We start from the raw sequence: 23,152 nt of genomic DNA on the forward strand, positions 1-23,152 counted from the left end.
GTGAAATTTCTCGTTAGGGTCGAATTGTGCCAGATTCCGTTGTTGACGATCAGTTCCCGGAACTCGACGATGTCTACGCCGAGTGGAAACAGCAGGCTGCCCATCTGGGCGGTCGCGACACCATGCTCCATTTCCGGGATTCGCGTGATGGCAGCATCGATCTCTCCGGTGCGCACCCGTCTGGCCTAGCCCAGCTTCTGGCCGGTCGGGCCACTCGACTCTCCAGCCTGGTCCGCGACCATGAGGTCCTCGCTGACGCACGCCGTCGAGCGAAGTCGATCCGGTCGAAGGCCGAGCAGCTCGATAACGAACGCGGAATTCAGACGGCACACCTGGCGATCGGCTTTGCCTCGTGGACCGAAAAGGATTCCAAGTACAAGTTCAATGCCCCCGTGGTGATGCGCCATGTCACTCTCGTTCCCCGCGGCTCCCGCGTCGAGGACTTCGAGATCGTGCTAGGCAACGGAATCATGATCAACCCTGCCCTGGTTCAGCACCTGGCCGAGGCCTACGACCTGGACGTTCCCGTCGACGAATGGGTCGATGCCACCGGAGGGCCGCACGGCTTCGACCCAGGGCCAGCCCTCGATCGCCTCCGCGACCTCGCGCAGTCAGTGCCCGGGCTGCGCATCAACCACCGTTTCGTGGTGTCGACATTCGCGAACATTGCGAGTCCGTTCACCGCGGACTACCTGCCCACACAACACCCGATCCTCCGCGCCCTCGCCGGCGACGAAGACGTGCGAGGGGCACTCGGCGGCCCGTCCTACGTTCCGACTCCTCGGCAGGAAGTGCAGCAGGAGGCGGGTCGGGACGTGCAGCAGGAGCCGAGTCGGGAAGCCACACCGAGCGCCGACGAACAGCCTGCCCCGGACGCAGCCGCTGGCGACGAAGATGAGTTCTCTCAGCCGACGGTGCCGATCACAGACGGGTCTCTGCCCGGGGGTGCGAAGGCCCCAGTCAAAGGTCCAAGGGATTCCACGTCGGCCGGCAGTGGGACCACGGCAGCCAAGGACACCTCAGCCAAGGGCACCGAAGCAGGTGGCACTGAGAGTGATGAGCGCGCACAGTCAGACCAGGGCCTCGGCGAGACCGCCGCGAGAGACTCAACGTCGGCGGATCCTAAGTCGACCATCTCAAAGTCGACCGCCTCCAAGTCGACCGCCTCAGAGTCGGCGGACTCAAAGGCCAAAGACTCACCGACAGCGACCGCAGATCCCCAGACCGCGGAACCCCAGACCGCGGAACCCCAGACCGCTGACCTCCAGACCACAGGGCCCCAGACCGCCGAATCTCAGACCGCCGAACCTCAGAGCACAGAATCTGAGACGAACGCCGACAGCTTCGCAGATTCGGAGGCTGTCGAATCCGATGATGAAGATGTCGTTCCGGCCGCACTCAAGGAACCCGTCACCCCTCTCCCTGATCGCAAACCACAGGAAGAGTTCCTCGTCATCGATGTCGATGGCGACCAGCAGGCCGTCGTCGACGCCGCAGTCTCCGGGCAGTCGGTCGTCGTCGACACCCCACCGGGCACCGGGGCCACCCAGGTCGCAGTCGCGGTGGCCACAACACTTGCCCACACAGGAAAGAGCGTTCTTTTCTTGGCGCAGACCGCCGACGCACTCGACGACTTCTCCTCCCGCCTCGGCGAGGTCGGACTCTCAGAATTCGCCGTGGACACCCGCCAGGGCTCCGGCGCGATCAGAAGCCAGCTCGTCGGCCTCATCGGATCGGCCGAGAAGGCCGAGCGCCCCGATCTGAGCGGACTGCTCAATGAACTCAACGAACAGCGCGAGACACTGAACGAACATGTCTCCTCACTGCATCGTCGGCGTGAGCCCTGGGACGTATCCGTCTACGAGACCATGCAGCACCTGGCGGAGCTGACATCCGGCGACGATTCCCCCCAGACTCCAGTCCGGTTCGGTGAAGATCTCCTCGGGGCCAGCGATGACCGTCGCAACGCTCTGCGCGGAAAGCTCAGCGAGCTGGCATCGTTGGGTGCCTTCACCCTCGACGTCGAGGACACCGTCTGGTTCGGCGCGGACCTGAAATCGGTCGAAGAAGCCGAAGCCGCACGAACCGTCGCAGAGCGACTGGGCCGGACCATCCCTGATCTGGTCAAGGCCGTCGAGCCGGTCCTGTCCAAAGCCAAACTGAATCCCCGCCGCAACCTCAATGACTGGTCACGCGCGATCAAGGTGCTGCTGCGGGTGCGCGCGACCCTCGACAGCTTCGCCCCTGACATCTACGATCATCGACTCGACGATCTCATCGCCGCGACCGGAACCGCAGAATACCGTTCCGAGGTCGGCGTAGAGATGGGCATGCTGCAACGGAAGCGCCAGAAGAAGTCCGCGAACGAATTCCTCCGTCCCGGCGCCGAGGTGACAGACCTGCATTCGGCGCTGATCGACGTCCGGTCCCAGCGCATCGTGCTCCAGGACCTCGCAGGGCATGACGGTCGTCCACAGATTCCTCGCGGCGTCCTCGATGCCGATGAGATCCTCCAAGGTGTTGAGGCCGACGTTGCCAAGATCGCACCAATTCTGGAGACCACTCCGGATGGCGGCGATCTGGGTTCGATGCTCATCGAAGAACTGCAGGCGCGGACCGAAGCCATGGGCCGTGACTCTGAGAACCTCAGCGAACTTCCGGAACGGTCCCGCATCCAACGCGAACTGACCGACGAGGGCCTGTCTGATCTGCTCACTGACCTGCGTCGCCGCAAGGTCGACACCACGCTTGTCGGTCCGGAGTTCGACCTGGCCTACTGGGCCTCGGTTCTGCAGAGGATGGCCAGCGAAGATCCCCAGGTTGGTCGTCACGACGGTGCCGCACTGCATCAGGTGGCCGAAAGCTTCCGCGAAAACGACCGTGCCTTCGTCGCAGCAGGTGCGAGCCGACTGCGGTACAACCATGCTCAGTCGTGGAAGCGGGGCATCGACAACGACCCGATCTCCGCTGGAGTCATCAAGCAGGAGCTGCTCTCCCCGCACACCTCCGTGCAGACCATGTCGACGAGGGCTCCCGAGCTCCTGACGACTCTTGCCCCGGTCTGGATGGCCAGCCCGTACACGGTGCCCGAACTCTTCTCAGCACTGCCGCTCTTCGACGCTGTCGTCATCGCCGATGCGGGACGTCTCTCAGTCCCCGACGTGGTCCCCGCCATCACCCGGGCCCGGCAGGTCATCTCACTGGGCGACTCCAGACTGCTTGGTCCCCGTCCCTTCACGATCGCGGTTGATCGCTGGGGAATGGACGATGGGGACCATCCGAGCTCAGTGCAGGAGCGCCTCGGCGAATTCCTGCCCCGAATGGAACTGTCGAATTCCTACCGACAGTCACCGGTCGGACTCATCGATCTGGCGAACCGGCACTTCTACGATTCGACGATCACGACGATGCCGACCGCGCACACCGGGGAGGGCACCGGGCTCGAGTTCTCCTACGTCGCAGACGGAAGGGGGCCGACGGACATCGGCACCGGTCGTGTCGAGAGTCCTGACGCCGAGGTCAAACGGGTCGTCGAGCTCGTGCTCAGGCACGCTCGGAACCGTTCGCGTGAGTCCCTGGCCGTCGTCGCGCTCACCGCTCATCACGCTCAGCGCGTTGCCACCGCGATCTCTCGGGCGATGAAGGACCTGCCATATGTTGCTGCGTTCTTCAACGATTCGAGCAAGGAACCCTTTGTGGTCACCGATGCCGAACGTGTCCAGGGCATGTCCCGCGATGCGGTGATCTTCACCCTCGGCTTCGGTCGGACAGTTCACGGTCGTGTCATCCACGACTTCGGGGCGCTGTCCGGTCCCGACGGCGAGCGGATCCTCGCGGCCACGATGACCCGGGCGCGCAAACGTCTCACCGTGGTCTCCAGCATCGAGTCCGATGACTTCGACACGCACAGGCTCAGCGGGGGAGCGGCGCTGCTGCCACGACTGCTCGACGAACTGGCATGCGGCGGCATCAAGCAGCCGGGCCCACACGGCGAGATCTACGACCCGCTCTTCAACGACATCGCCGATCGGCTGCTGCAGCTTGGCGTGGTCGCTCACGAACATTACAACGGCATCGATCTGGCCGTGGCGAACTCGACCGAGGACGAGCATGGAATGATCATCGCCGTCGCCGGAGACGGACCCGAATACGCATCGGTCCGCAGCCTGCGTCAGCGCGACCGCGTCGTGCCCGAGCAGCTGGCCCGTCGCGGATGGAAGTTCGTGCGCATGTGGTCCACTGACGCCTTCGTCGATCCGCAGTCCGAGACCGAGAAGATCTTCGAAGCCTGGAAGTCCACGGTCGAGAAGATGAGTCCGCAGGCTGTCCTCAATGCGGCTCGTGCGGCCTCGGTCGTCGTGGGCCGCACCGGCAGCCGGCCCAAACTGGTGCCGGGCCTGCCCATGCACAAGTACTCGGACTCGGGCCTCGATGCAATGATCGACTGGGTCCAGTCCGATGCCGTCGTCCGTGGTGACGGTGAGATCAAGGATCTGCTCAGAACGGCATTGGCACAGAAGGGCAACTCCGGTCGTGGAGACTCTCAGCTGCAGGCGGCCGTGGACCGCTACCGGCAACGGCATGCACAGGCCAAACGAGTAACCGGCGCCGAGGTGGTGGTTCCTGAATCAGCACAGCACAGTCCGATGGAGGACGAGGTCGTTCCCACCTTCGACACGGGCAAGATCAGGGCCGATGAACTGCGTCAGGCGGGACTGATCGAGACCGCGAGCAATGACCAGGTGCCGAGCTCTGACCAGGTGCCCAGCTCTGACCAGGCGCCCAGCTCTGACGGGCAGAGTGCGCCGGACGGCACGCAGGAGAATCCCGCGGAGTTCTCCGAGCCCGCCGGTGGTGTGCAGGAGGCTGGTTCAAGTGAGCTGGGTGCTGAGAAGGAGCGTCCGAGCGCAGCCGATATCGAGCCGCGCACGGATGACTTGCGCTGAGATGACTGACGAGGGCCCCGGGTCACAACCTCCCGAGGGTGAGCATGCACAAGACTCAGAATCTGCTGATCGCTCCGCTGAACATGCTCCCGATGAGGAACACGAAACGGAGCATCAGAAGAGGGCGCGACTCGAGGCAGCAGTGCGGAAGTATCGTGCCACGCTGCGCAATGAGGCAGAGACCGACAACGGAGGCTTCAGCGCCGACTATTACCGGTCACAGAAACCCCCACACTGGTGATGGGCGGCGGTGAGATGCCTCCTTGAGAGGTGCCGAATCTGAGAAGCAGCGAACAGTTGAGATCCACCACGACGAAGGCCCGCTTCCCCAATGGGGAAACGGGCCTTCGTGGCGCTCGCGTCAATCAGTGGCGAGGGGGCTCTGTCGATTCGGTATCGTCGAACGGACCGGCCGTGCTGGCAGGACCTTCGGCAGGACCACCGACGGTTGTGGCCGCCTGGGTCCGGAGGATTTCGCGAATGTCGCCGAGCAGATCCTCGGTGGTCGGAGGAACTTCTTCCTCAGGAGCTCCGCGCTTGCGCAGCTCGTTGAGCTTGTTCATCGGGACGATGATGATGAAGTAGACGACGGCGGCGACGATCAGGAAGTTGATCGCTGCAGTGATCACAGCGCCCAGGTCAATGGTCGTCTCCGGAACGCCTTCTTTGATGCGGAAGGCCAGCGCAGGACCTTCCGCGCCACCGACGGCAGCGATCAGCGGGTTGATGACCTTATCGGAGAAAGCCGTCACGATTCCAGTGAAGGCGCCGCCGATGATCACCGCGGTTGCGAGTTCGACGACATTCCCTTGGAGAATGAAGTCTCTGAAGCCTTTAAGCATTAGAGGCACCCTTTCGGCGTATATGCAAACAATAATGGGGAGTGAAATACTTCTACTACGATTACATGATACACACAGGTAACTCGACTACACCCCGAGGACATGCGTGCCATCTGGCGCGACAAATCCCAGTTAGCCCGGCTCGGGACAATCCAGTTAGCCCGGCTGGGGGCACTCCAGTTAGCCCGACTGGGGATATCCCGGTCAGCTGGGTTTGGAGCGACCCGGTGAAGTCAGCCGGAGGTCGTGGGAGTCAGCGGTGGGTCAGCGCGGAAGGATCGCGAAGCTGATCGGCATCCCGGCAAATTCTGCGATGCGTTCGGCATCATCCGAGGACAGTATCACTGAGACAAGCTGCCCTGATTCAGCGGAAATGCCGTCACCCTTGTCGACCAATCGGGCAATTGTCACTTCCTTCACGACGACATCAGAGCCCCCGTCGGGCAGTGAGCTGAATAGGCGGATGCGCTGGCCGGGCTGCAGGAGAGCTGCCGAAGAATCATCGGCCAAGCGCACAGGCATGAGGAGGTCAGTGCTGCCCTCCGGCAGTGCCTGCTGGTCGAGGACCGCCGACTGCGTCAACGGCGAACCCTTGGACAAGCCCGCCGAGGTGCGCTTGTGATCGGCGTCCGAGACAGAGGTGAAAGCCTTGTCCGGGACGAGTTGCGAGGGAAACTCGACAACTCTCAGATCCTGAGATCGCAGCTCAGATCCCGGCGGCAGATTTCTGGTGGCAACGACGATGGACGTTCCACCCTGATCCGGCGTGAGGATCCAGACCACGAGAGCACACGCACAGGCGAAGCAGACAGCGGCGACTATCCGCTGTGGTTTGATCCGTGAGGACTTCGACCAGGTCGATGCTCTGGCTCTGAGGCGCCGCAAGATTCCCATACCCGGAGCCTGGTCGTGCGCAGAGACTCAGATCAAGGGAACAGACAATGCCTGTGGACAGCCGTTGTGTGTCCACAGGCGAATCGCACATGAGTCATCGGTCAATCCACAGCGATAACGCGCACGAGTCGACAGGGCGCGCCTGCGATGAGGAAAGCCGACGGAGTCAGCTGGCGGAAGTGCTGCTCGCCGCCGGAGCACTCTTGGCCGGTGAGCTGGATGTCGACGAGGACGAGTCCGAGGAGCTCGACGATTCCTTCGACGAGCCCGATGAGTGGGACGAACTCGACGAATCGGAGTTCGAGGAAGAGGGGACTGTGCTCGAATTGCTCGCGCGGGAGTCAGTGGCGTAGAAGCCCGAACCCTTGAAGCTGATCCCCACGGTGCCGAAGACCTTCTTCAGGCGTCCCTGGCACTCGGGGCAGACTGTGAGCGAGTCATCGCTGAAATCTTGATGAATATCAAAAGCGTGACCACAGCTCTTGCAGGCGTAGGAGTAAACGGGCATTCGAGACCTTTCTTCGACGAGAAGATTATAGTCCACCCGACTCGCCCGCGAGTAACGCATGGGGTGAGAGGCTCGAGCAGTCGCCGTCTCGTCCACAGGAGCGCACGCGCGAGTGAGCTGCTGTGGCCCCGATCTGAGAACGGCCCGACGCTCGACAGCGGGCGTGGTCGCATCGGAAATCGGTGCTTGCATCTGCCCGTGTCCCGCATCTGCCCGTGTCTCGGTTTCGTCGCAGGAGCGAATCAGTCGAAGGAGTGAACACCGTGATCGGTCACGGCCCGAGTGATCTGCAGGTCCCAGGGCTCCACTGTGAGCTCGGGGAGACCGATTTCGGTCGAGAAGCAGACTCCGTAGACCACGCTTGCGTGTCCCCTGCCTGACAGGGGCACTTCGCCGCGCGGGCCGAACGTGCGGTCATAGAAACCGCCGCCGTTGCCCAAGCGGGCACCCCCGGGCCCGAACCCGAGCGCAGGCACGAACACAAGGTCAGGGGCCACCTCGGCGGACATGAGATCTGCGGCGGTCAACACAGGTGAAGGTTCACGAATTCGCCACCTACCACGAGCGTGGAGCGTGGCCATGGACTCGGTGACGGTACCGAACATGAGGGCATGACCGACGGTGGTGACGACAGGAAGGTAGACGGTTCCACCGCGGGCGAGGAACCGGTCGATGACCGGGTCCAGGTCGGGCTCGCCGGCCAAGGCGGCATAGGCGAGCACCGAATGGCCTGTCAGGTCCAGGTTCGGCCACAGGCTTTCGATGATCTGCCAGGCAGACTCGGCGACCGCAAACTCGCCCTCAACGACCGACGATTTCGCCTCTGTCATCGACGATTCAACGCCGCCCGCAACGTGAGCCGCACGTTCGGAACGTATGTGTGCACGCAATTGCGCCTTTGAAGTTTCTGCATCCACGCTCATAAGCCTAATCGCAGCCACATCCTTTGGTTAAGATGAGCGACATGAGTGATGAAACGCAACGCACAGTGCGCAAGGCCGTGATCCCCGTGGCCGGTCTGGGTACCCGCTTCCTCCCCGCCACAAAGGCGACTCCCAAGGAGATGCTGCCCGTCGTCGACAAACCGGCCATCCAATACGTCGTCGAAGAGGCAGCCGATGCCGGCCTGCAGGACCTCCTCATGATCACTGGTCGCAACAAGCGACCTCTGGAGGACCACTTCGACCGCGTCGACGGACTCGAAGCCGCACTGGCGAAGAAGGGCGACACAAAGAAGCTCGCCGCTGTTCGTCACGCGTCCGAACTCGCCGACATCCACTACGTCCGCCAGGGTGACCCGAAGGGCCTGGGCCACGCCGTGCTCAAGGGCCGCCAGCATGTGGGCCAGGAACCGTTCGCGGTTCTGCTCGGCGATGACCTCATCGACGAACGCAGCCCGATTCTGCCGAAGATGATCGACGTTGCCGAGAAGACAGGCGGCAGCGTCGTCGCGCTCATGGAAGTTCCTCCAGAGGCGATCCACCTCTACGGCTGCGCCGCAGTCGAACCCACCTCCGATGACGAAGTCGTCAAGGTCACCGGCCTGGTCGAGAAGCCAGAGCGGAGTGAAGCCCCGTCGAATTTTGCGATCATCGGCCGCTACGTCCTCGCACCGGAGATCTTCGACGTCCTCGAGACCACTGAACCGGGCCGCGGCAACGAAATCCAGCTCACCGACGCTCTCCAAGTCCTCGCTGGACAGGAGGGCGGCAACGGGGTCTACGGAGTCGTCTTCAAGGGCGCTCGCTATGACACCGGTGACAAGCTCGACTACCTCAAGGCCGTCGTGCAGATCGCCAGCGCCCGCGAGGACCTGGGTGCTGACCTCAACAGTTGGCTCAAGGAATACGTGGCAACACTTCCCTGACCGTCGTCAACGTCACTGCACCCGACCATCACTTCACCCCAGTATCGCTGCACCCTAGTATCACCGCACCGATGCACCAGCGGACATCACTGATTGAGCACCCGAGAGCGGAGGCAGCCGTTTGTGGCCAGTCATCCTGACTGATCAGCAGTCCGACATCGTGCTGCGCCCGCTGAATCGGCGCGACGAAAGTCAGTGGCGAGAGGTCCGTCGGCACAACCGGAATTGGCTGCGTCCCTGGGATGCGACGCTGCCGATTCCCGGCCAGCAGCTTCCGGGGTTTCGAGGCATGGTCCGCATGTACGACAAGCAGGCCAAGCGGGGACAGTCGGTGCCGCTGGCGATCGAGGTCGGCGGTGAATTCCGCGGCCAGCTCACCGTGTCGAGCATCAGCTGGGGATCCATCCTCAGTGGACAGATCGGCTACTGGATCGACTCGAGGGTCGCCGGCCGCGGCATCACTCCCATCGCCGTTGCCATGGCTGCCGACCACTGCCTCTTCGCTCTGGGGCTGCACCGGATTGAGATCAACATCCGACCCGAGAATACGGCCAGCCTGCGCGTGGTCGAGAAGCTCGGCTTCCGGAATGAGGGGCTGCGGGAGAAGTACATGCACATCGACGGCCGATGGTGTGACCACCGGACGTTCGCCCTGGTCGCCGAGGAGGTTCCGCAGGGAATTCTCGCCGCCTACCGTCACAGCCTGAGAAAGCTGTGAACTTAGCACCTGTTTGACCGACACACCACATCCCTTCACGTCGTTGCCGAACCGGGCGCTCTAGGGTTGCAGTGTGGACACCAGCATCATCGTCGTTATCGCCATCATCGTGGTCTTCGTCGTTGTCGTGCCCACAATGATCCGCAAATCAGCGACGGAGCTCTCCCGCGTCGAGATCGACACCGTCCCGGATCAGGCACAGGTCATCGACGCCGACCCTCAGATCCCTGGCCACGATCACACCGAACGCGCAAGTGTCTTCCACTCCTCGGCCACCGTCGAACCAACCGTCCCACGACCCGACGTCGCCCCGATGGCGGGCACACCGAAGCTCAGCCTCTCCGCACAGGCACCGGAGTTCGCCGTCATCGACGGACACGCAGACTCGAGTTCGACCACAGACACAGAATCCACCACCACCGAGGCGGACGAGCAGCACCAGCGCAGCTTCCTTCCTGTGGCCGTCGGTGAAACCCGCTCCACCTACCTCGACAGCCACCGCGGCCACGAGGCATCCGCCTCGGCGACAACCGACAACGTTCGAATGCTGCACCCGGCAGTGCACGCCGTGTTCAATCAGTCGCAGCAGGGTTCGAACGGCCACAGTTCGAACGGCCACAGTGCGAACGGCCCCAGCGCGAACGGACAGCCTTCATCGGTGAGCAGAGGCTCCGGAAGCGCCAGCCACCTCGGCGAGCGTTCCGGGACGGTTCCGATCCGGCCGGGACGGACCCAGCCGCGATCGCCGCAGAGCCGATCCGATGAAGCTGTCACCACAGACACAGCAGCCACCACAGACACAGCAGAGACAAGCAGACGAGGTACACAGATTCCCAATCCGACTTTCGGAGCCGATGAGGACCATTCGATGACTGAGAAAGCAACGACACTGCGCGAGTCGATGAAATCGCTGGGCACCATGACGCGGGGATTCGCACTGCTCTTCCTCGCCTCCACCCTGGGGATTCTGGTGACGGGCGTGCTTGCGATGTTCTCGGTCGTCCATGTCGCACTCGCCGGAGTGTTCCTCGGGCTCGCGATCGTCTCCCTGGCCATCGTGCGCACACTCAACCTGCGCAAACGGGAGATCAAGGCTCGCCTCAGGGAACTCGAAAGCCGGAACCCGAAGACCAAGCGCACCGCGCCGAAGAAGAGCACCGCCACTGCCACGAGCACCACGCGGTCGACGAGCGCGGCCGCGAAACCAGCCGCCACCTCGGCGCCTGCTTCCCCGACCGCTGCCGCATCGAAGGCCCCAACCTCTGCCGCTTCCAAGTCCCCGATTGCTGCCGCATCGAAGGCTCCGGACAGCAAGCCGGGTGATGCCCGGTCGGCAGGATCGACGAAGGCCGCTCAGGCGCGTGCCGTCATGGCGCGCAACGTGAGCGCAAAGCAGAGCAAAGAAGAGGCCGACACCGGCGAGATTCCGCTCGTGCGTATTCGCAACGAAGCCGCAGAAGGCCACACCACCCGTCAGGTTCTGCTCACAGGACCGATCCCTATCGTCGAAGAAGCGGCGCCCGATGCCGCAGAAGCAGTGCCCGACGCCGCAGAGGCGCAGGGTGAAGGACCAGCTTCCGCAGGTTCCGACTCCGTGTCGAAATCGACTGCGCCCGAGTCGGCATCCGTGATCAAGGCAGACGACTCCGCATCGACCGCGGCTGCGACCCGCGAAGCGGAATCGGCCGCGGTAGCTGAGCCCGCGCCGCGCAATGAGACTGCTGCCGAGAGCAACTCCACCAAGGAATCCGATGTCGTGGCGACCGCGTCGAGTGTCGACACCATCGAGGTCAGCGATCCGTTCATGCAGCGACTGCAGGCACGTGCTGCCTGGTCACCGACGCCGCTGCCTGTCCCCAGCTACGTCGATGCCCCACAGGTTGAGCACCCGGTCCCCGAAGCGAAGGCAGCGGATGCGTCGTCCTACTCGTCGTATGAGTCCAAGGCCCGCAGCCGTGAGGACATCGCGGCTCAGTTCGCCGCCGAACTCGGCTACCGTCCCGAGCTCAGCGACTCGGCTCGTGATGACAGTCCGCTGGAGCACGGTCGCAAGGCGATCAGGACGAACAAGGCCCCCGAGATGGGCGCCGTCGACGACGTGCTCGCCCGACGTCGCGCCTGACCTCGCACGTATCTGCGCCTGACTTCGCCGGCAACTGCGCCTGCGCAGATAGGCGTACTTCGCTGATTCAGTCGGTCTCGAAGAGGAACCAGCAGATGGAGTTGCGTCGCTTCTGATCCGCAAGGACGAGCTGACGGATCTGACTGGGCAGTTGGTCCCTCTGCCAGTCGCGTTCAGCCTGTCCCGCGCCTGGGTCCTTGGGATTCGCACTGCTTACGGCTTTGATGGCATAGGCGGCAGCGCCAAGATCGTGTTCGGCGACGTGCCCGACGCAGGCAGCCTGCCCTGCGGAATAGGCTGCGAACCGGGCTGCGCCGCGCAAGGGACGGGCAGCTCCCATGGCGTGCCCTCCTGAGGCGCGCGCCCGCATCATCTTCACGGTGCCGGCAGCCCAAGCGCGGGCCGCAGCCACAGCATCACGGACTCGTGTGTCCTCTGGTGCTTCGTGCTCGAAGAGGTGCAGGACATGTTCGGCGCAGTCGGCTGCCCACAGCGCCAGAAGTCGATGATCAGCATCGGTCAATGTGCCGCCTCGTCGAATCGTCACCATCGTCGGGTCGCGGACCTCGGGCAGAATCATGGCTGCTTCGTCGTACGGGTGGCTGCCCTGAACGAGGTGGTCCCCGTCACCGGGGCCACCTCAGGCTGAGCGTCCACCGAAGTCCGCTGCAATCGATGTCGCCACCTGCTGCAGGCGGGGTACGAGGTCGTCTTCGACGGAGAGCCCGCGCAGATGAGACGTATGCAGGGACACGTTGAGCGCAGCGAGCGTGTTGTCGCCTCGGCGAATCGGAACAGCCAGACCGCGGAGACCGTCATCGAGCTCCTGCGACACCAAGCACCAGCCCTGTCTGCGAATCCGGCTGAGTTCGTCACCGAGCTCGGCGGACGATGACACGGTGTGATCGGTGAACGGTGAGATCTCAACGCGTTCGAGGAACTCCTCCTGGAACGATTCTGGCAGTTCGGCGATGAGCATCCGGCCCATGGATGTGGCCCAGGCAGGAAGCCTGTTGCCCAGGTTGACGGTGACTGCATGGAGTCGCGGGGCTGCAGCCCGGGCGATGTAGACGACGTCATCGGCGTCGAGGATGCTCAACGTCGCGGACTCGTCGAGGTCGAGGGCCAGCTCATTGAGATGCGGCTGGGCGATCTTCGGCAGATCCAAGCCGGCGAGGAAGCCGGCTCCGACGTCGAGGACTCGAGGAGTGAGTGCGAAGTGCGAGCCCTCCGTCGACAGATAGCCGAGGTCGACGAGAGTGAGGAGGAAGCGCCGGGCTGCGGCCCGCGTCAGATGGGTGGCGGCGGCCACCTCGGTAACGGTGCGATAGGGGGTATCGGCGTTGAAGGCGAGGAGTACGGCCAAGGTCTTCTCGGCGGACTTGACGTAGTGGGGGCTCTGCGAGGGCTCTTCGGTGGGACTCAACTCTGACTTCACCTCTCCAGGGTATCGGTCGCAGCGACGCGTCGTCCGCAGATGACGGGAGCAACGACCCGGGCTGTGGTCACACGGACTCATGAGTGTGCGCATAGTGCACATCTGTACGTAAAGCGTACATCGTGATAATGTGATCTGCGTTAACGTGAACCGACAGTACTGCCATCGACCTCCGGCTCCACCATTCGAAGGAGAATGCCATGTCCACAGCACAGAATCAGACTGCTGCGAACACCGAGGAGCTCAAGCGCGCCAGACGCGCAGCTGCCGGCTCCTTCATCGGCGCAGTGGTCGAGTGGTACGACTTCCTCCTCTACGGCATCGTTGCAGCACTGGTCTTCGGTGAACTCTTCTTCCCCGGCTACAGTGCCCATGCGGGAACCTTGGCAGCATTCGCGACCTTCGGCGTCGGCTTCATCTTCCGTCCTCTCGGCGGCATCATCTTCGGCCACTTCGGTGACAAGCTCGGCCGCAAATCCATGCTCATCTGGACGATGACGATCATGGGCATCGCCACGGCTCTCATCGGATTTCTCCCCACCTACGACACCGTCGGCTGGTTGGCACCGGCGCTGCTTGTTCTGCTGCGCTGCGTCCAGGGCGTCGCGGTCGGCGGAGAGTGGGGCGGCGCGGCACTCATGGCCGTCGAAAGCGCTCCTTCGAAGCTGCGCGCCTTCTTCTCCAGCGGCGTCCAGATCGGATACTCCGTCGGGCTCTTGATGGCCACTGGTCTTGTCGCGCTCTTGAGTGCCAGCTTCTCGCAGGAAGCCTTCCTCGCCTGGGGCTGGCGCATTCCCTTCTACTTCAGTGCCGTGCTCGTCCTCATCGGCCTCTGGATCCGCTCCGGCGTCCAGGAGTCCGAAGAATATATCGAGCGTGTGAAGAACGCCAAAGAGGACAAGGTCGCGAAGCTGCCGATCTTCGAGGCCTTCAAACGCTACCCGGCCCAGATCTTCCAGATCATCGGCCTGCGCTTCATCGAGTTGCTGACCATGTACATCGTGACCACATTCGCCCTGTCGTATTCGACGGATGAACTCGGACTCGACAGGTCTGTGATGCTCAACATCACCCTGCTGGTCGGCGGACTCGGTATCATCACGATCCCCGCATTCGCCTACCTCTCCGATAAGTACGGCCGACTCCGTGTCTACCTCACTGGCGGCATCGTCGGCCTCGTCTGCGCGATCCCATTCTTCTTCGCCCTCGAGAGCGGCAACATCGTTGCGATCGTCATCTTCGCCGTGCTGCTGATCAACTTTGCCCACGACGCCGTCGTCAGCGTCCAGCAGCCCCTGTTCGCCGAAATGTTCAGCCCGGAATTCCGCTACAGCGGAGCCGGCGTCGGCTACCAGCTGGCCAGCGCGATCGCCGGTGGCTTCACCCCGTTCATCGCGACCTTCCTCGTCGGCGTCGGCAACGGCTCGTGGTATCTCGTCGCCGCGTACCTGGCAGGCGGATGCCTCATCTCGATCGCCATCGCGATGTACCTCGTCCACCAGTGGCGCGTCGAACGCAACGACGAGCGCGCCTCGACGACTGACGCGAAGGCAATCCAGCTCTGATGCGCACAGCGGAGATCACAGCACCGGACCGCGTCGAGGTCCTCGACCGCCCGCTGCCCAAGAGGCCTGTGGGCAGCAGTGATCTCCGAGTCCGGATGCTCGCCGTCGGAATCTGCGGAACCGACCAGAGCCTGGCCACCGGCCTGCGCACACCACCCGAGCTTCCGTGGCGGCTGGGCCACGAAGGCATCGGTGAAGTCGCCGAGGTTGGTTCTGATACTCACGGATTCGCCGTCGGGGATCGGGTTGCTCTCGAGCCGAACATCACCTGTGGCCGGTGCGAATACTGCAGCCTCGGTATGACCTCCGCCTGCACCTCGCGGCTGAGCGCAGGAGTCCTCACCCAGCCGGGCTTCCTCGCCGAGGTGGTCGACCATCCCAGCGAGTTCTGTCATCGACTGCCCCAGGAGATGGCGCTCGAACGAGCAGTGTGCGTCGAGCCTCTCGCCGTCGCTGCCTCGGCGATCCGGCGAACGGGACTCGACGGGACGGAAAACGTCCTCGTGCTCGGTGCCGGTGCCCAGGGGCTGCTCTCGATCGTCACCCTCGTCGCGCAGGGGTATCGCCCATATGTCAGTGAGCCCGACGGCGGACGTCGCGCGCTGGCGGTCGATCTCGGAGCCCGGGTATTCACACCGCGACAGTGCCCCGCTCCAGACGTCGTCATTGACGCCGCCGGAGTGCCTGAGGCACTCGGAGCCGTCGTAGACCACCTTGCACCGTTCGCAGCGATCACACTGGTCGGAGAAGACCACCACCACCTCGGCGCCTCCAGCTTCAGCATCGTGCAGAAGCAGCTGCGCATCAAAGGGTCTTTCATCTACGAACATCCTCGGGACATGGCAGAGGCCGTGGAGCTGCTCGACGAGATGCCCACAGAGAAGATCATGGGTCCGGCGCTGGCTCTCGACGATGTGCCTGCGGTGTTCGCCGGGAAGGGGTCGCACCGGGGCGAGAACTCCCAGCCGGGTGCCTCCCCACTGCTCGAGGTCACCTCGAGACCCGAGGTCAAGCAGTGGGTGGACATGCGCTTGCGCACACACAATGCGCATGCCATGCACTGATGCACGACATGCGCATTGTCTGTGCGCGGGTATTGCGCGGGATCAGGCGCGAGGCAGGGCCACGTACTTGACCTCGAGGAACTCCTCGATGCCCACGCTTCCGCCCTCACGGCCGAGGCCCGACTTCTTCACGCCGCCGAAGGGCGCGGCCGGGTTGGAGACCAAGCCGGTGTTGAGACCGACCATACCGACCTGCATCTTGTCGGCCAGGTTCAGGGCGCGCTCGACATTCTCACTGAACAGGTAGCCGGCCAGACCGAACTCGGTCTCGTTGGCCAAAGCGATGCCCTCCTCATCGGTGTCGAAGGTGACGATGGGTGCGACGGGTCCGAAGATCTCGGTGGTGCGGATCTCGGCGTCCAGCGGCACATCGGTCATGACGGTCGGGTTGTAGAAGAAGCCCTTGCCGTCGATCTTCGACCCGCCGGTGAGGACCTTCGCGCCCTTGGACACAGCATCATCGACAAGGCCGGCGACCTTGTCCAGGGAATCCTGATCGACCAGCGGGCCCACCTCGGTGCCTTCATCGAGGCCGTTGCCGACCTTCATCGAACCGATGCGCTCGGTCAGCTTCGTCGAGAACTCCTCAGCGACGGAGGAGTGGACGAACAGGCGGTTCGCCGAGGTGCAGGCCTCGCCGCCGTTGCGCATCTTCGCCTGGACCGCGCCGGTGACGGCCTTGTCGATGTCGGCGTCCTCGCAAACGACGAACGGAGCATTGCCGCCGAGCTCCATCGAAGTCTTCATGACATTGTCGGCGGCCTGCTTGAGCAGGCCCACGCCTACCTCGGTGGAGCCGGTGAAGGTGACCTTGCGGGCGATTCCGGACTCCATCCACGGGGTGACCACGCGACGAGCGGATTCGGAGGTGACGACGTTGAGGACACCGGCGGGCAGGCCGGCCTCGATGAGCACGTCGACGAGCATGAGGGAGGTCAGCGGGGTCAGCTTCGCCGGCTTGAACACCATGGTGCAGCCAGCGGCGATGGCCGGGCCGATCTTGCGGGTGCCCATGGCCAGCGGGAAGTTCCACGGGGTGATGAGGATGCAGGGCCCGACGGGCTCGCGGGAGACCATGACACGGGTCTTGCCATCGGTGGACTGAGTGTATTGGCCACCGACGCGCACGGCTTCCTCGGAGAACCAGCGGAAGAACTCTGCGCCATAGGTGACCTCGCCCTTGGACTCGGAGAAGGGCTTGCCCATCTCGGCGGTCATGACTGCCGCGATGTCGTCGGCACGTTCGATGAGGAGCTCGAAGGCACGGCGGAGGATCTCAGCGCGTTCGCGCGGCGGGGTGGCGGCCCATGATTCCTGGGTGTCGCCGGCAACCTTGATGGCCTCTTCGGCATCGGCTGCCGAGCCGTCTGCGACCGTGGTGATGACATCACCGGTCGCTGGGTTCGCAACATCGATGGTCTTTCCGCCCTCGGCATCACGCCACTGGCCATTGATGAACAGTCCGGTGTTGAGCTTGTCGATGATCGGGGTGATGTCCACGACAGATCCTCCTTTGGTTGTCGATGAAGCATGGCCGCCGGTCGCCGGAAGCCACGGTAGGGAGCAGTCGTGATCAGTGTAGTGGTGATATTCGATGCGGGCCATACGGAATTCGTTGTCAGGGGCTCTCAGGATTGCGAGCTTCGAGGCATGGCCGACAGTGAAGCATGAACGAGAGCGCTTGTCGCCGCCAGGAGTCTATTGTGCATCGTGATCCCGCGAACCACCTCGACGCAGATCCGATCTCTGCTCAGACTGTCGGTGATCGGTGCGGTGTTCCTGCCCGCGATCTCGGTCAATGCCTGAATGTGCCGGAGGATCGTGTCACGCCCGACGGGATAGCCGGAGGCGCTCAACTCTTCGAGCGCGCCTGCCATCGATGCCACTGCTGTTGGTGAGATGTCCGGCCAGCCCAGTTCCTGCAGAACATCACGGATATCGTTCTCGATAGTTTTCGGTTCCGGTTCCGGTTCCGGCTGGTGTTCCGGCTCCGCTGCTGCTGCCGCTGCAGGTTCAGGTTCAGGCTCGGAAGGCGAGGATGAGCCGGTTGCGGACTTCAGGACATTGCTCGCCTCCAGTGCAAGTCTCTGGCAGATGCCCATCAGTTCGATGTTCTCCAATGCCTCGTCATCGATGGCCCGAGTCAGTGCGGCGATGGACTCGATGGGGGAGCCGAGCTCCCGGCGCAGGCAGGTGATGAGCCCGAGACGGTCGACGTGCGCCTGGGAGTACTCAGCCGTAGTCGCATTGCGCTTGCGGCCGGGAAGAAGGATTCCCACGTGGATGTAGTACTTGATGCTGGCGGTCGAGACTCCGGATTCTCTGGCCAAGGCACTGAGTTTCATGTGGATCCTCCATCGGCAGAGGCGGCAGCGTGGGCGGCACCTGGCTTGGATAGCAATTCAGGTTCTGCTATCTACGTTGCCGCACTTGGTTAGTGAAACTATCTTAGGTCTATGACGACGATGTTCATAGCAATCCACGCTCTTGCCGCCTCTGGTGTTGTGCTCTTGGCTCCGGTTCAGATCATCCGGCGGACCAAGGATCGTCGGCACAGGTGGATCGGACGATCATGGGTCATCCTCATGTACCTCGTGTGCGTGAGCGGAATGTTCATCTACACTCTCAGCGGAAGCTTCACGATCTTCCACGCCCTTGCGATCTTCACCTTCGGCACCACGACCTTCGGGGTCGTTGCAATCCGGCGTGGAAACATCCGCAGACACATCGGGATGATGGTCGGATCATGGCTCGGCGCGCTGACGGCGGGCACCTTCGCCGCGATCATTCCGGGCAGGGAGATACCTCAGCTGGCGGTGGTCGATCCCGGTCTGCTGTGGGGCGCTGTTGCAGCCATCGTCATCGCCGCCACGGTCTGGGTCGGCTACGTTCTCAAGTTCGTGCCGACTCAGGCACGCAGCTCGTCGAACTCGGAGTTCTTGCGGAAGAACTCCATGACATAGGAACAGGTCGTACGGAACTTCAGATCCGCCTCGGCGCTGGTCTCGAGGGCGAAGCGCACCAGATGTGCGGCGATGCCGCGGCCACCGTAAGCGGGGGACACCTCGGTGTGGGTGAACGTGCGCACTGCGGATTCGGACGTGTCATCAGGGCTGACCTCGCGGTCGATGTAGTCGACGTGTCCGATGACCGTGTCATCGTGACTCACCGTAAAGCGAGATGCCGCGATGTCCTGGGCAAAGGTGTACGTCTCGTCCGAGATCTCGAGGTCCATGAACGCTCCTTAAGGCGAGGGTGTCGGTCATCCCCATGCCAGCACGTGGATGATTCAGTCCTGATACATGAAACCATAGTTGTGTTCCCCATCGAACGACTAACCTGTTGAGCAACCCGTTCTTTCGGCCGTACACGGCGACGGTCAGACATCCTCAAGGAGCCGACCTATGTCCTCTTACGCACCCGCCACGATGGTCGATGCTCACAAGCTGATCCTGCACGAAACAGGCTTCGAGGTCAGCGAACTCAGCCTCGACGACATCGACGACTACGTTGAACTCGTCGCCTCCGCCTACCGTGGTGAGCCCTCGAAGCAGGGGTGGACGACCGAGGCGGATCTGCTCAGCGGTCAGCGACTCGACGCCGATATGGCCCGCGAGATGCTCGCCGAGCCCGATGCGTCGATGATCCTCGTCCGGTCCGCCGAAGGGCAGGCTGTCGGCAGCGTCTACCTGCGCGAACCCGTCGACGGAATCGCCTACCTCGGCGTGCTCGCGGTCTCCCCGCTGGGGCAGGGGCAGGGTGTGGGGTCGGCACTGATGAACCTCGCCGAGGCATGGGTGATCGAACGCTGGAGCGCTCACTCGCTGCGCATGAGCGTCATCAACAAGCGCGCCGAGCTCATCGCCTACTACGAGCGCCGCGGCTACGAGCGAACCGGAGAGGTCGAACCCTTCCCCTACGGTGACGACCGGTTCGGTGTGCCGCTCGTCGACGACCTCGAATTCGTCGTTCTGGTCAAGCCGCTGAGCTGACTGACCAGACTGCTGCCCTCGGGGAACGCGCGTCGGCGGACTGAACGCAGTGACAGATGCAGATGGTGCCCAGCGAATTTCGCTGGGCACCATCTGCATCTCGGGAGGCGGGCAGCTGTGGGGCTGGCTCGACGTGACGAGAGACCGTACCCCTGCTAGTCTCGTTTCGTATAGAAAAATAGTCGTTTCGCTCAGCGAAATCATCGAAGAATCAAATGCGCATCACTGTGCGCAAGAGGCTGGACGGGCCCTTCGGTGAAAGGCGCGGTGGTCCGCGAGAAGATCGCAAGCCGCTTGCTGAAGTGCACCGACAACGATGAAGGGGCACATATGGAATCTGCTGCTGAGCAGGAGTCTGTTGTCGAACAGGCTTATGAGGATGCACGCTCGAAGAGCAACATCAGGATCGCAGTGGCCGCCGGTGGCGTCGGCACGATGCTGGAGCAGTTCGACTTCGCGATCTACGGCCTCGCAGCTGCACTGGTCTTTCCCAAGGTATTCTTCCCCGAAGCTGACCCACTGGCCGGATCGCTGATGTCATTTGCCGGATTCGCTGTCGGCTTCTTCGCTCGCCCCTTCGGTGGAGTGTTGTTCTCTCACTTTGGCGAAAAGTTCGGACGCAAATGGGTTCTCGTAACCACACTGATCATTATGGGTTTGGCAACTTTCGCCATTGGTCTGGTGCCCAATTATGGGACGATCGGCATAATGGCTCCGATTCTTCTCTTCGCCATGCGCCTGTTCCAGGGGCTCGGCGCAGGGGCCGAACAGTCGGGCTCGTCGACTCTGCTGACAGAGACCGTGCGCCCGGGAACCCGAGGCCGGCTCTCTTCCACAGTCATGGCGGGTGCAGCCGGAGGAACCGTCCTGGGCACGCTCGTCTTCGCAATGCTGCAGTGGTTCATGACCGAAGAGGACTTCCTAGCATGGGGCTGGAGGATCGTCTTCATCTTCTCGATCGTCATCACGATCGGCGCATGGTTCGTCAGGCGTCATCTCGTGGAGTCGCCGGTATTCGTCGAGCTGCAGGAATCCACCGCAGACCTGAAGAAGGAAGCCGCGCCACTGAAGCTGGCAGTGAAGTTCGGGTGGAAGCGCATACTGCAGACCGCGGTGATGAACTGGGGGCCGAACACCAACTCCTATACGGTGCAGACCTTCTTCGTCACGTTCGTGACGACAGGGGTACTACTGTCCGGCACAGATGAGTTGTTCCCACGTTCGACGATCACCGATATTCAGCTGATAGGTGCTGTCATCGGCATGATCTCCGCGTTCGCATGGGGCTTCCTCTCCGACAAATTCGGCCGCAAGCCGATCTACCTGCTCATCGCCGGAGTCGGCGCGCTGTTGCCGTTCGTCTGCTTCAACCTGCTCGAAACAGGAGTTGTGTGGTTGGTCGCTCTCGCTGTCGGACTCGGATATATTTTCGCAGCCTATGGAAATGTCGGAGTCCAGACAAGCTATTTCCCTGAACTTTTCGGAACCAGGTACCGGTACGCGGGGGTGACGTTGGCTCGCGAAGCCTCCGCGCTCGTCGGCGGCGGCATTGCTCCGCTGGTGTGTTCGTGGCTGCTGCTGCAGTTCGGAACGTGGATCCCGCTCGCCATCTACATGGCCTTCACGATGCTGTGCACATTCCTCGCTACTATCTGGGTACCCGAAACAGTTGATCGCGATCTGTCTCTGAGCAATGATGCGAAAACTGGTGAGGCACGGACGGCTCTGCAGGAGTGAAAACTTTGCGGACGAATGAAGCGGGAGCAGAAAGATGAGTCAACGACTCGCTGGCGTCGACAGGGCATTGTCAGTGATGGAGTCCCTTGCTCGGTCCGGCCATCAGGGATTGGCGTTGGGGGAGTTGGCCAGCGAGCTTGAGCTGGACAAGGCAGCAGTCCACCGAATCCTGGCAACCTTGAAGGCTCGCGGATTCGCGTCCCAGGACTATGAGACCGGCATCTATTGTGTGGGTCCCGCTCTGCTGAGAATGACCGACGACTATTTCAGTCATGACACCCTTCGTAATATCTTGCATAAGGTGGCCTTGCTGGTCAGTGCTGAGGCGAACGAACTCTGTCACATCGGAGTTCCCGACGGCAACCACGTTCGCTATGTCGACAAGATCGAACCGGAACTGGCCATTCGTGTGTATTCGCATGTGGGCATCCGCAACCCTATGTGGACGACAGCTCTGGGCCGGGCTCTGCTGGCAGTCGACACGGCTTCGACGCCAGATCTGGCGTCGCGGCTGCAGCTTCCCGATGATGAAGCGACACACCTGGCCCAGGTTGTCGGAGAAGCACGGAGCCGCGGCTATGCGACCGAGACCGAAGAGAACGAGAAGGGCATCAGCTGTGTGGCAGTGGCCGTGGAACGAGGCGGAGTCGGACAGGCCGCTGTGAGCCTCACAGTTCCGTCCGAGCGCATGGGCTCGGAGCGCATGGACCACCTCGGGTTGAGACTTCGCACCATTTTAGAAGAGCAGCTGCCTCCGGGCCTGAAACCGCAGTCCATCATGAATACCACTAGCGAAGGAAATAACTGACTATGAGTCTGGCAACATTCGACACTCTGCTGGGCGGGCGAAAGATCATCGCCGTGCTGCGAGGAAGGGACTCTTCCCAGTACGAGGGTGTTATTGAGACTCTCATAGATTCTGGGGTAAACGGTATCGAGCTGACGATGACGACTCCGGGCACTCTCGATGCACTCCCGGCTCTGCAGAAGCGTTTCGCTGACGATGCCTGTATCGGAGTTGGCACGGTTGTGAAAGAAGAAGCTGCGCGTAAGGCCATAGATATGGGGGCAGAATACCTCGTGGCCCCCAACCTGAAATCCGACGTCGTCTCTGTTGCAGTCGACGCAGCGGTCCCAATGCTGCCTGGAGTCCTGACCCCCTCAGAGGTCCAGCAGGCATTGGACCTCGGCGTGCAGACCGTCAAAATCTTCCCCGCACAGACCGTCGGAGCTGGTTACCTCAAGCATCTGCGGGGACCGTTTCCTGAACTTCAGGCAATTCCGTCCGGGGGAGTGGACCTTGACACAGCACGTGCGTGGCTGAGCGCCGGCGCCCCAGCCGTCAGCGTCGGAGGCCCACTTCTCGGTGACGTGTTCTCAACCGGCGACCTTGCCGGTCTGGGCCGCACCGCGAGTGCGTTCGTCCGTAAGCTGGAGACCGACTCGTGAGTCGATTCGT

General features: G+C 62.7%; 20 protein-coding genes and 1 pseudogene. 12 read left to right on the plus strand and 9 right to left on the minus strand.

Annotated features, from left to right (window positions below):
• Positions 1 to 26 precede the first annotated feature (26 nt).
• The gene (locus HU144_RS07035; RefSeq protein WP_235350718.1) at positions 27 to 4,946 is read left to right on the plus strand and encodes a DUF4011 domain-containing protein; all 4,920 of its coding nucleotides are present in this window, start codon (positions 27 to 29) and stop codon (positions 4,944 to 4,946) included.
• A 365-nt stretch (positions 4,947 to 5,311) separates the two neighbouring features.
• Here HU144_RS07035 and mscL read toward each other — a convergent pair whose 3' ends face one another.
• Both mscL and HU144_RS07045 read right to left on the minus strand, forming a co-directional pair.
• Positions 5,312 to 5,788 carry a large conductance mechanosensitive channel protein MscL gene (gene mscL / locus HU144_RS07040; protein WP_235350719.1) on the minus strand — a complete coding sequence of 159 codons (477 nt, stop codon included), beginning with the start codon at positions 5,786 to 5,788 and terminating at the stop codon, positions 5,312 to 5,314.
• A 264-nt stretch (positions 5,789 to 6,052) separates the two neighbouring features.
• Positions 6,053 to 6,682: an SAF domain-containing protein gene (locus HU144_RS07045; RefSeq protein ID WP_235350720.1), complete on the minus strand. Its 630-nt coding sequence runs from the start codon at positions 6,680 to 6,682 to the stop codon at positions 6,053 to 6,055.
• Positions 6,683 to 6,771: 89 nt separating this feature from the next.
• On the opposite strand from HU144_RS07045, the gene HU144_RS19395 reads away from it, so the two are divergent.
• Positions 6,772 to 7,035, plus strand: coding sequence for a hypothetical protein (locus tag HU144_RS19395; RefSeq protein WP_328284323.1), 264 nt, complete (start codon positions 6,772 to 6,774; stop codon positions 7,033 to 7,035).
• Between the two features lie 14 nt (positions 7,036 to 7,049).
• On the opposite strand, the pseudogene HU144_RS19400 reads toward HU144_RS19395, so the two are convergent.
• Positions 7,050 to 7,382 (minus strand): annotated as a pseudogene (locus HU144_RS19400) (FmdB family zinc ribbon protein); the annotation flags it as partial.
• A gap of 50 nt (positions 7,383 to 7,432) precedes the next feature.
• Positions 7,433 to 8,020: a 5-formyltetrahydrofolate cyclo-ligase gene (locus HU144_RS07055; protein WP_235350722.1), complete on the minus strand. Its 588-nt coding sequence runs from the start codon at positions 8,018 to 8,020 to the stop codon at positions 7,433 to 7,435.
• 134 nt (positions 8,021 to 8,154) lie between these two features.
• Between HU144_RS07055 and galU the strand changes: the two genes are divergently transcribed.
• The 3 genes from galU (at position 8,155) to HU144_RS07070 (ending at position 11,897) form a co-directional block, all read left to right on the plus strand.
• Positions 8,155 to 9,057 carry a UTP--glucose-1-phosphate uridylyltransferase GalU gene (galU, locus tag HU144_RS07060; RefSeq protein WP_235350723.1) on the plus strand — a complete coding sequence of 301 codons (903 nt, stop codon included), beginning with the start codon at positions 8,155 to 8,157 and terminating at the stop codon, positions 9,055 to 9,057.
• Between the two features lie 121 nt (positions 9,058 to 9,178).
• Positions 9,179 to 9,775 (plus strand): GNAT family N-acetyltransferase, encoded by a 597-nt coding sequence (locus tag HU144_RS07065; protein ID WP_235350724.1) that lies wholly within the window; start codon positions 9,179 to 9,181, stop codon positions 9,773 to 9,775.
• Positions 9,776 to 9,848: 73 nt separating this feature from the next.
• A complete protein-coding gene (locus HU144_RS07070) occupies positions 9,849 to 11,897 on the plus strand; it encodes a hypothetical protein (RefSeq protein ID WP_235350725.1) in 2,049 nt (682 codons plus the stop codon).
• A gap of 67 nt (positions 11,898 to 11,964) precedes the next feature.
• Here the strand turns inward: HU144_RS07070 and HU144_RS07075 are convergent, their stop codons facing one another.
• Both HU144_RS07075 and HU144_RS07080 read right to left on the minus strand, forming a co-directional pair.
• Positions 11,965 to 12,477 carry a putative immunity protein gene (locus tag HU144_RS07075; protein WP_235350726.1) on the minus strand — a complete coding sequence of 171 codons (513 nt, stop codon included), beginning with the start codon at positions 12,475 to 12,477 and terminating at the stop codon, positions 11,965 to 11,967.
• A gap of 60 nt (positions 12,478 to 12,537) precedes the next feature.
• The gene (locus HU144_RS07080) at positions 12,538 to 13,335 is read right to left on the minus strand and encodes an IclR family transcriptional regulator domain-containing protein (RefSeq protein WP_235350727.1); all 798 of its coding nucleotides are present in this window, start codon (positions 13,333 to 13,335) and stop codon (positions 12,538 to 12,540) included.
• A gap of 200 nt (positions 13,336 to 13,535) precedes the next feature.
• Between HU144_RS07080 and shiA the strand changes: the two genes are divergently transcribed.
• Both shiA and HU144_RS07090 read left to right on the plus strand, forming a co-directional pair.
• Positions 13,536 to 14,900 carry a shikimate transporter gene (gene shiA, locus HU144_RS07085; RefSeq protein ID WP_235350728.1) on the plus strand — a complete coding sequence of 455 codons (1,365 nt, stop codon included), beginning with the start codon at positions 13,536 to 13,538 and terminating at the stop codon, positions 14,898 to 14,900.
• Positions 14,900 to 15,964, plus strand: coding sequence for a zinc-dependent alcohol dehydrogenase (locus HU144_RS07090; RefSeq protein WP_235350729.1), 1,065 nt, complete (start codon positions 14,900 to 14,902; stop codon positions 15,962 to 15,964). The genes shiA and HU144_RS07090 overlap by 1 nt, the downstream gene beginning before the upstream one ends.
• Positions 15,965 to 16,006: 42 nt before the next feature.
• Here the strand turns inward: HU144_RS07090 and HU144_RS07095 are convergent, their stop codons facing one another.
• Both HU144_RS07095 and HU144_RS07100 read right to left on the minus strand, forming a co-directional pair.
• On the minus strand, positions 16,007 to 17,464 hold the full coding sequence (locus HU144_RS07095; RefSeq protein ID WP_235350730.1) for an NAD-dependent succinate-semialdehyde dehydrogenase: 1,458 nt from the start codon (positions 17,462 to 17,464) through the stop codon (positions 16,007 to 16,009).
• A 128-nt stretch (positions 17,465 to 17,592) separates the two neighbouring features.
• The gene (locus HU144_RS07100) at positions 17,593 to 18,309 is read right to left on the minus strand and encodes a MerR family transcriptional regulator (RefSeq protein ID WP_235350731.1); all 717 of its coding nucleotides are present in this window, start codon (positions 18,307 to 18,309) and stop codon (positions 17,593 to 17,595) included.
• Positions 18,310 to 18,420: 111 nt separating this feature from the next.
• Here HU144_RS07100 and HU144_RS07105 point away from each other — a divergent pair, with 111 nt between their 5' ends.
• Positions 18,421 to 18,927, plus strand: coding sequence for a DUF2306 domain-containing protein (locus HU144_RS07105; RefSeq protein WP_235350732.1), 507 nt, complete (start codon positions 18,421 to 18,423; stop codon positions 18,925 to 18,927).
• Here HU144_RS07105 and HU144_RS07110 read toward each other — a convergent pair.
• Positions 18,873 to 19,199, minus strand: a complete 327-nt coding sequence (locus HU144_RS07110) for a GNAT family N-acetyltransferase (protein ID WP_235350733.1) — start codon at positions 19,197 to 19,199, stop codon at positions 18,873 to 18,875. The two genes, HU144_RS07105 and HU144_RS07110, sit on opposite strands and share 55 nt — an antisense overlap.
• A 169-nt stretch (positions 19,200 to 19,368) precedes the next feature.
• Between HU144_RS07110 and HU144_RS07115 the strand changes: the two genes are divergently transcribed.
• The 4 genes from HU144_RS07115 to HU144_RS07130 all read left to right on the plus strand — a co-directional run bounded on the left by HU144_RS07115 (position 19,369) and on the right by HU144_RS07130 (position 23,142).
• Positions 19,369 to 19,956, plus strand: coding sequence for a GNAT family N-acetyltransferase (locus HU144_RS07115; protein ID WP_235350734.1), 588 nt, complete (start codon positions 19,369 to 19,371; stop codon positions 19,954 to 19,956).
• A 330-nt stretch (positions 19,957 to 20,286) separates the two neighbouring features.
• Positions 20,287 to 21,693, plus strand: a complete 1,407-nt coding sequence (locus HU144_RS07120) for an MFS transporter (protein WP_235350735.1) — start codon at positions 20,287 to 20,289, stop codon at positions 21,691 to 21,693.
• 34 nt (positions 21,694 to 21,727) lie between these two features.
• The gene (locus HU144_RS07125) at positions 21,728 to 22,501 is read left to right on the plus strand and encodes an IclR family transcriptional regulator (protein ID WP_235350736.1); all 774 of its coding nucleotides are present in this window, start codon (positions 21,728 to 21,730) and stop codon (positions 22,499 to 22,501) included.
• A gap of 2 nt (positions 22,502 to 22,503) precedes the next feature.
• Positions 22,504 to 23,142, plus strand: a complete 639-nt coding sequence (locus tag HU144_RS07130) for a bifunctional 4-hydroxy-2-oxoglutarate aldolase/2-dehydro-3-deoxy-phosphogluconate aldolase (RefSeq protein ID WP_235350737.1) — start codon at positions 22,504 to 22,506, stop codon at positions 23,140 to 23,142.
• Positions 23,143 to 23,152 lie beyond the last annotated feature (10 nt).

The organism is Brevibacterium sp. UCMA 11752, from assembly GCF_021532235.1.
Taxonomy (GTDB): domain Bacteria; phylum Actinomycetota; class Actinomycetes; order Actinomycetales; family Brevibacteriaceae; genus Brevibacterium; species Brevibacterium antiquum.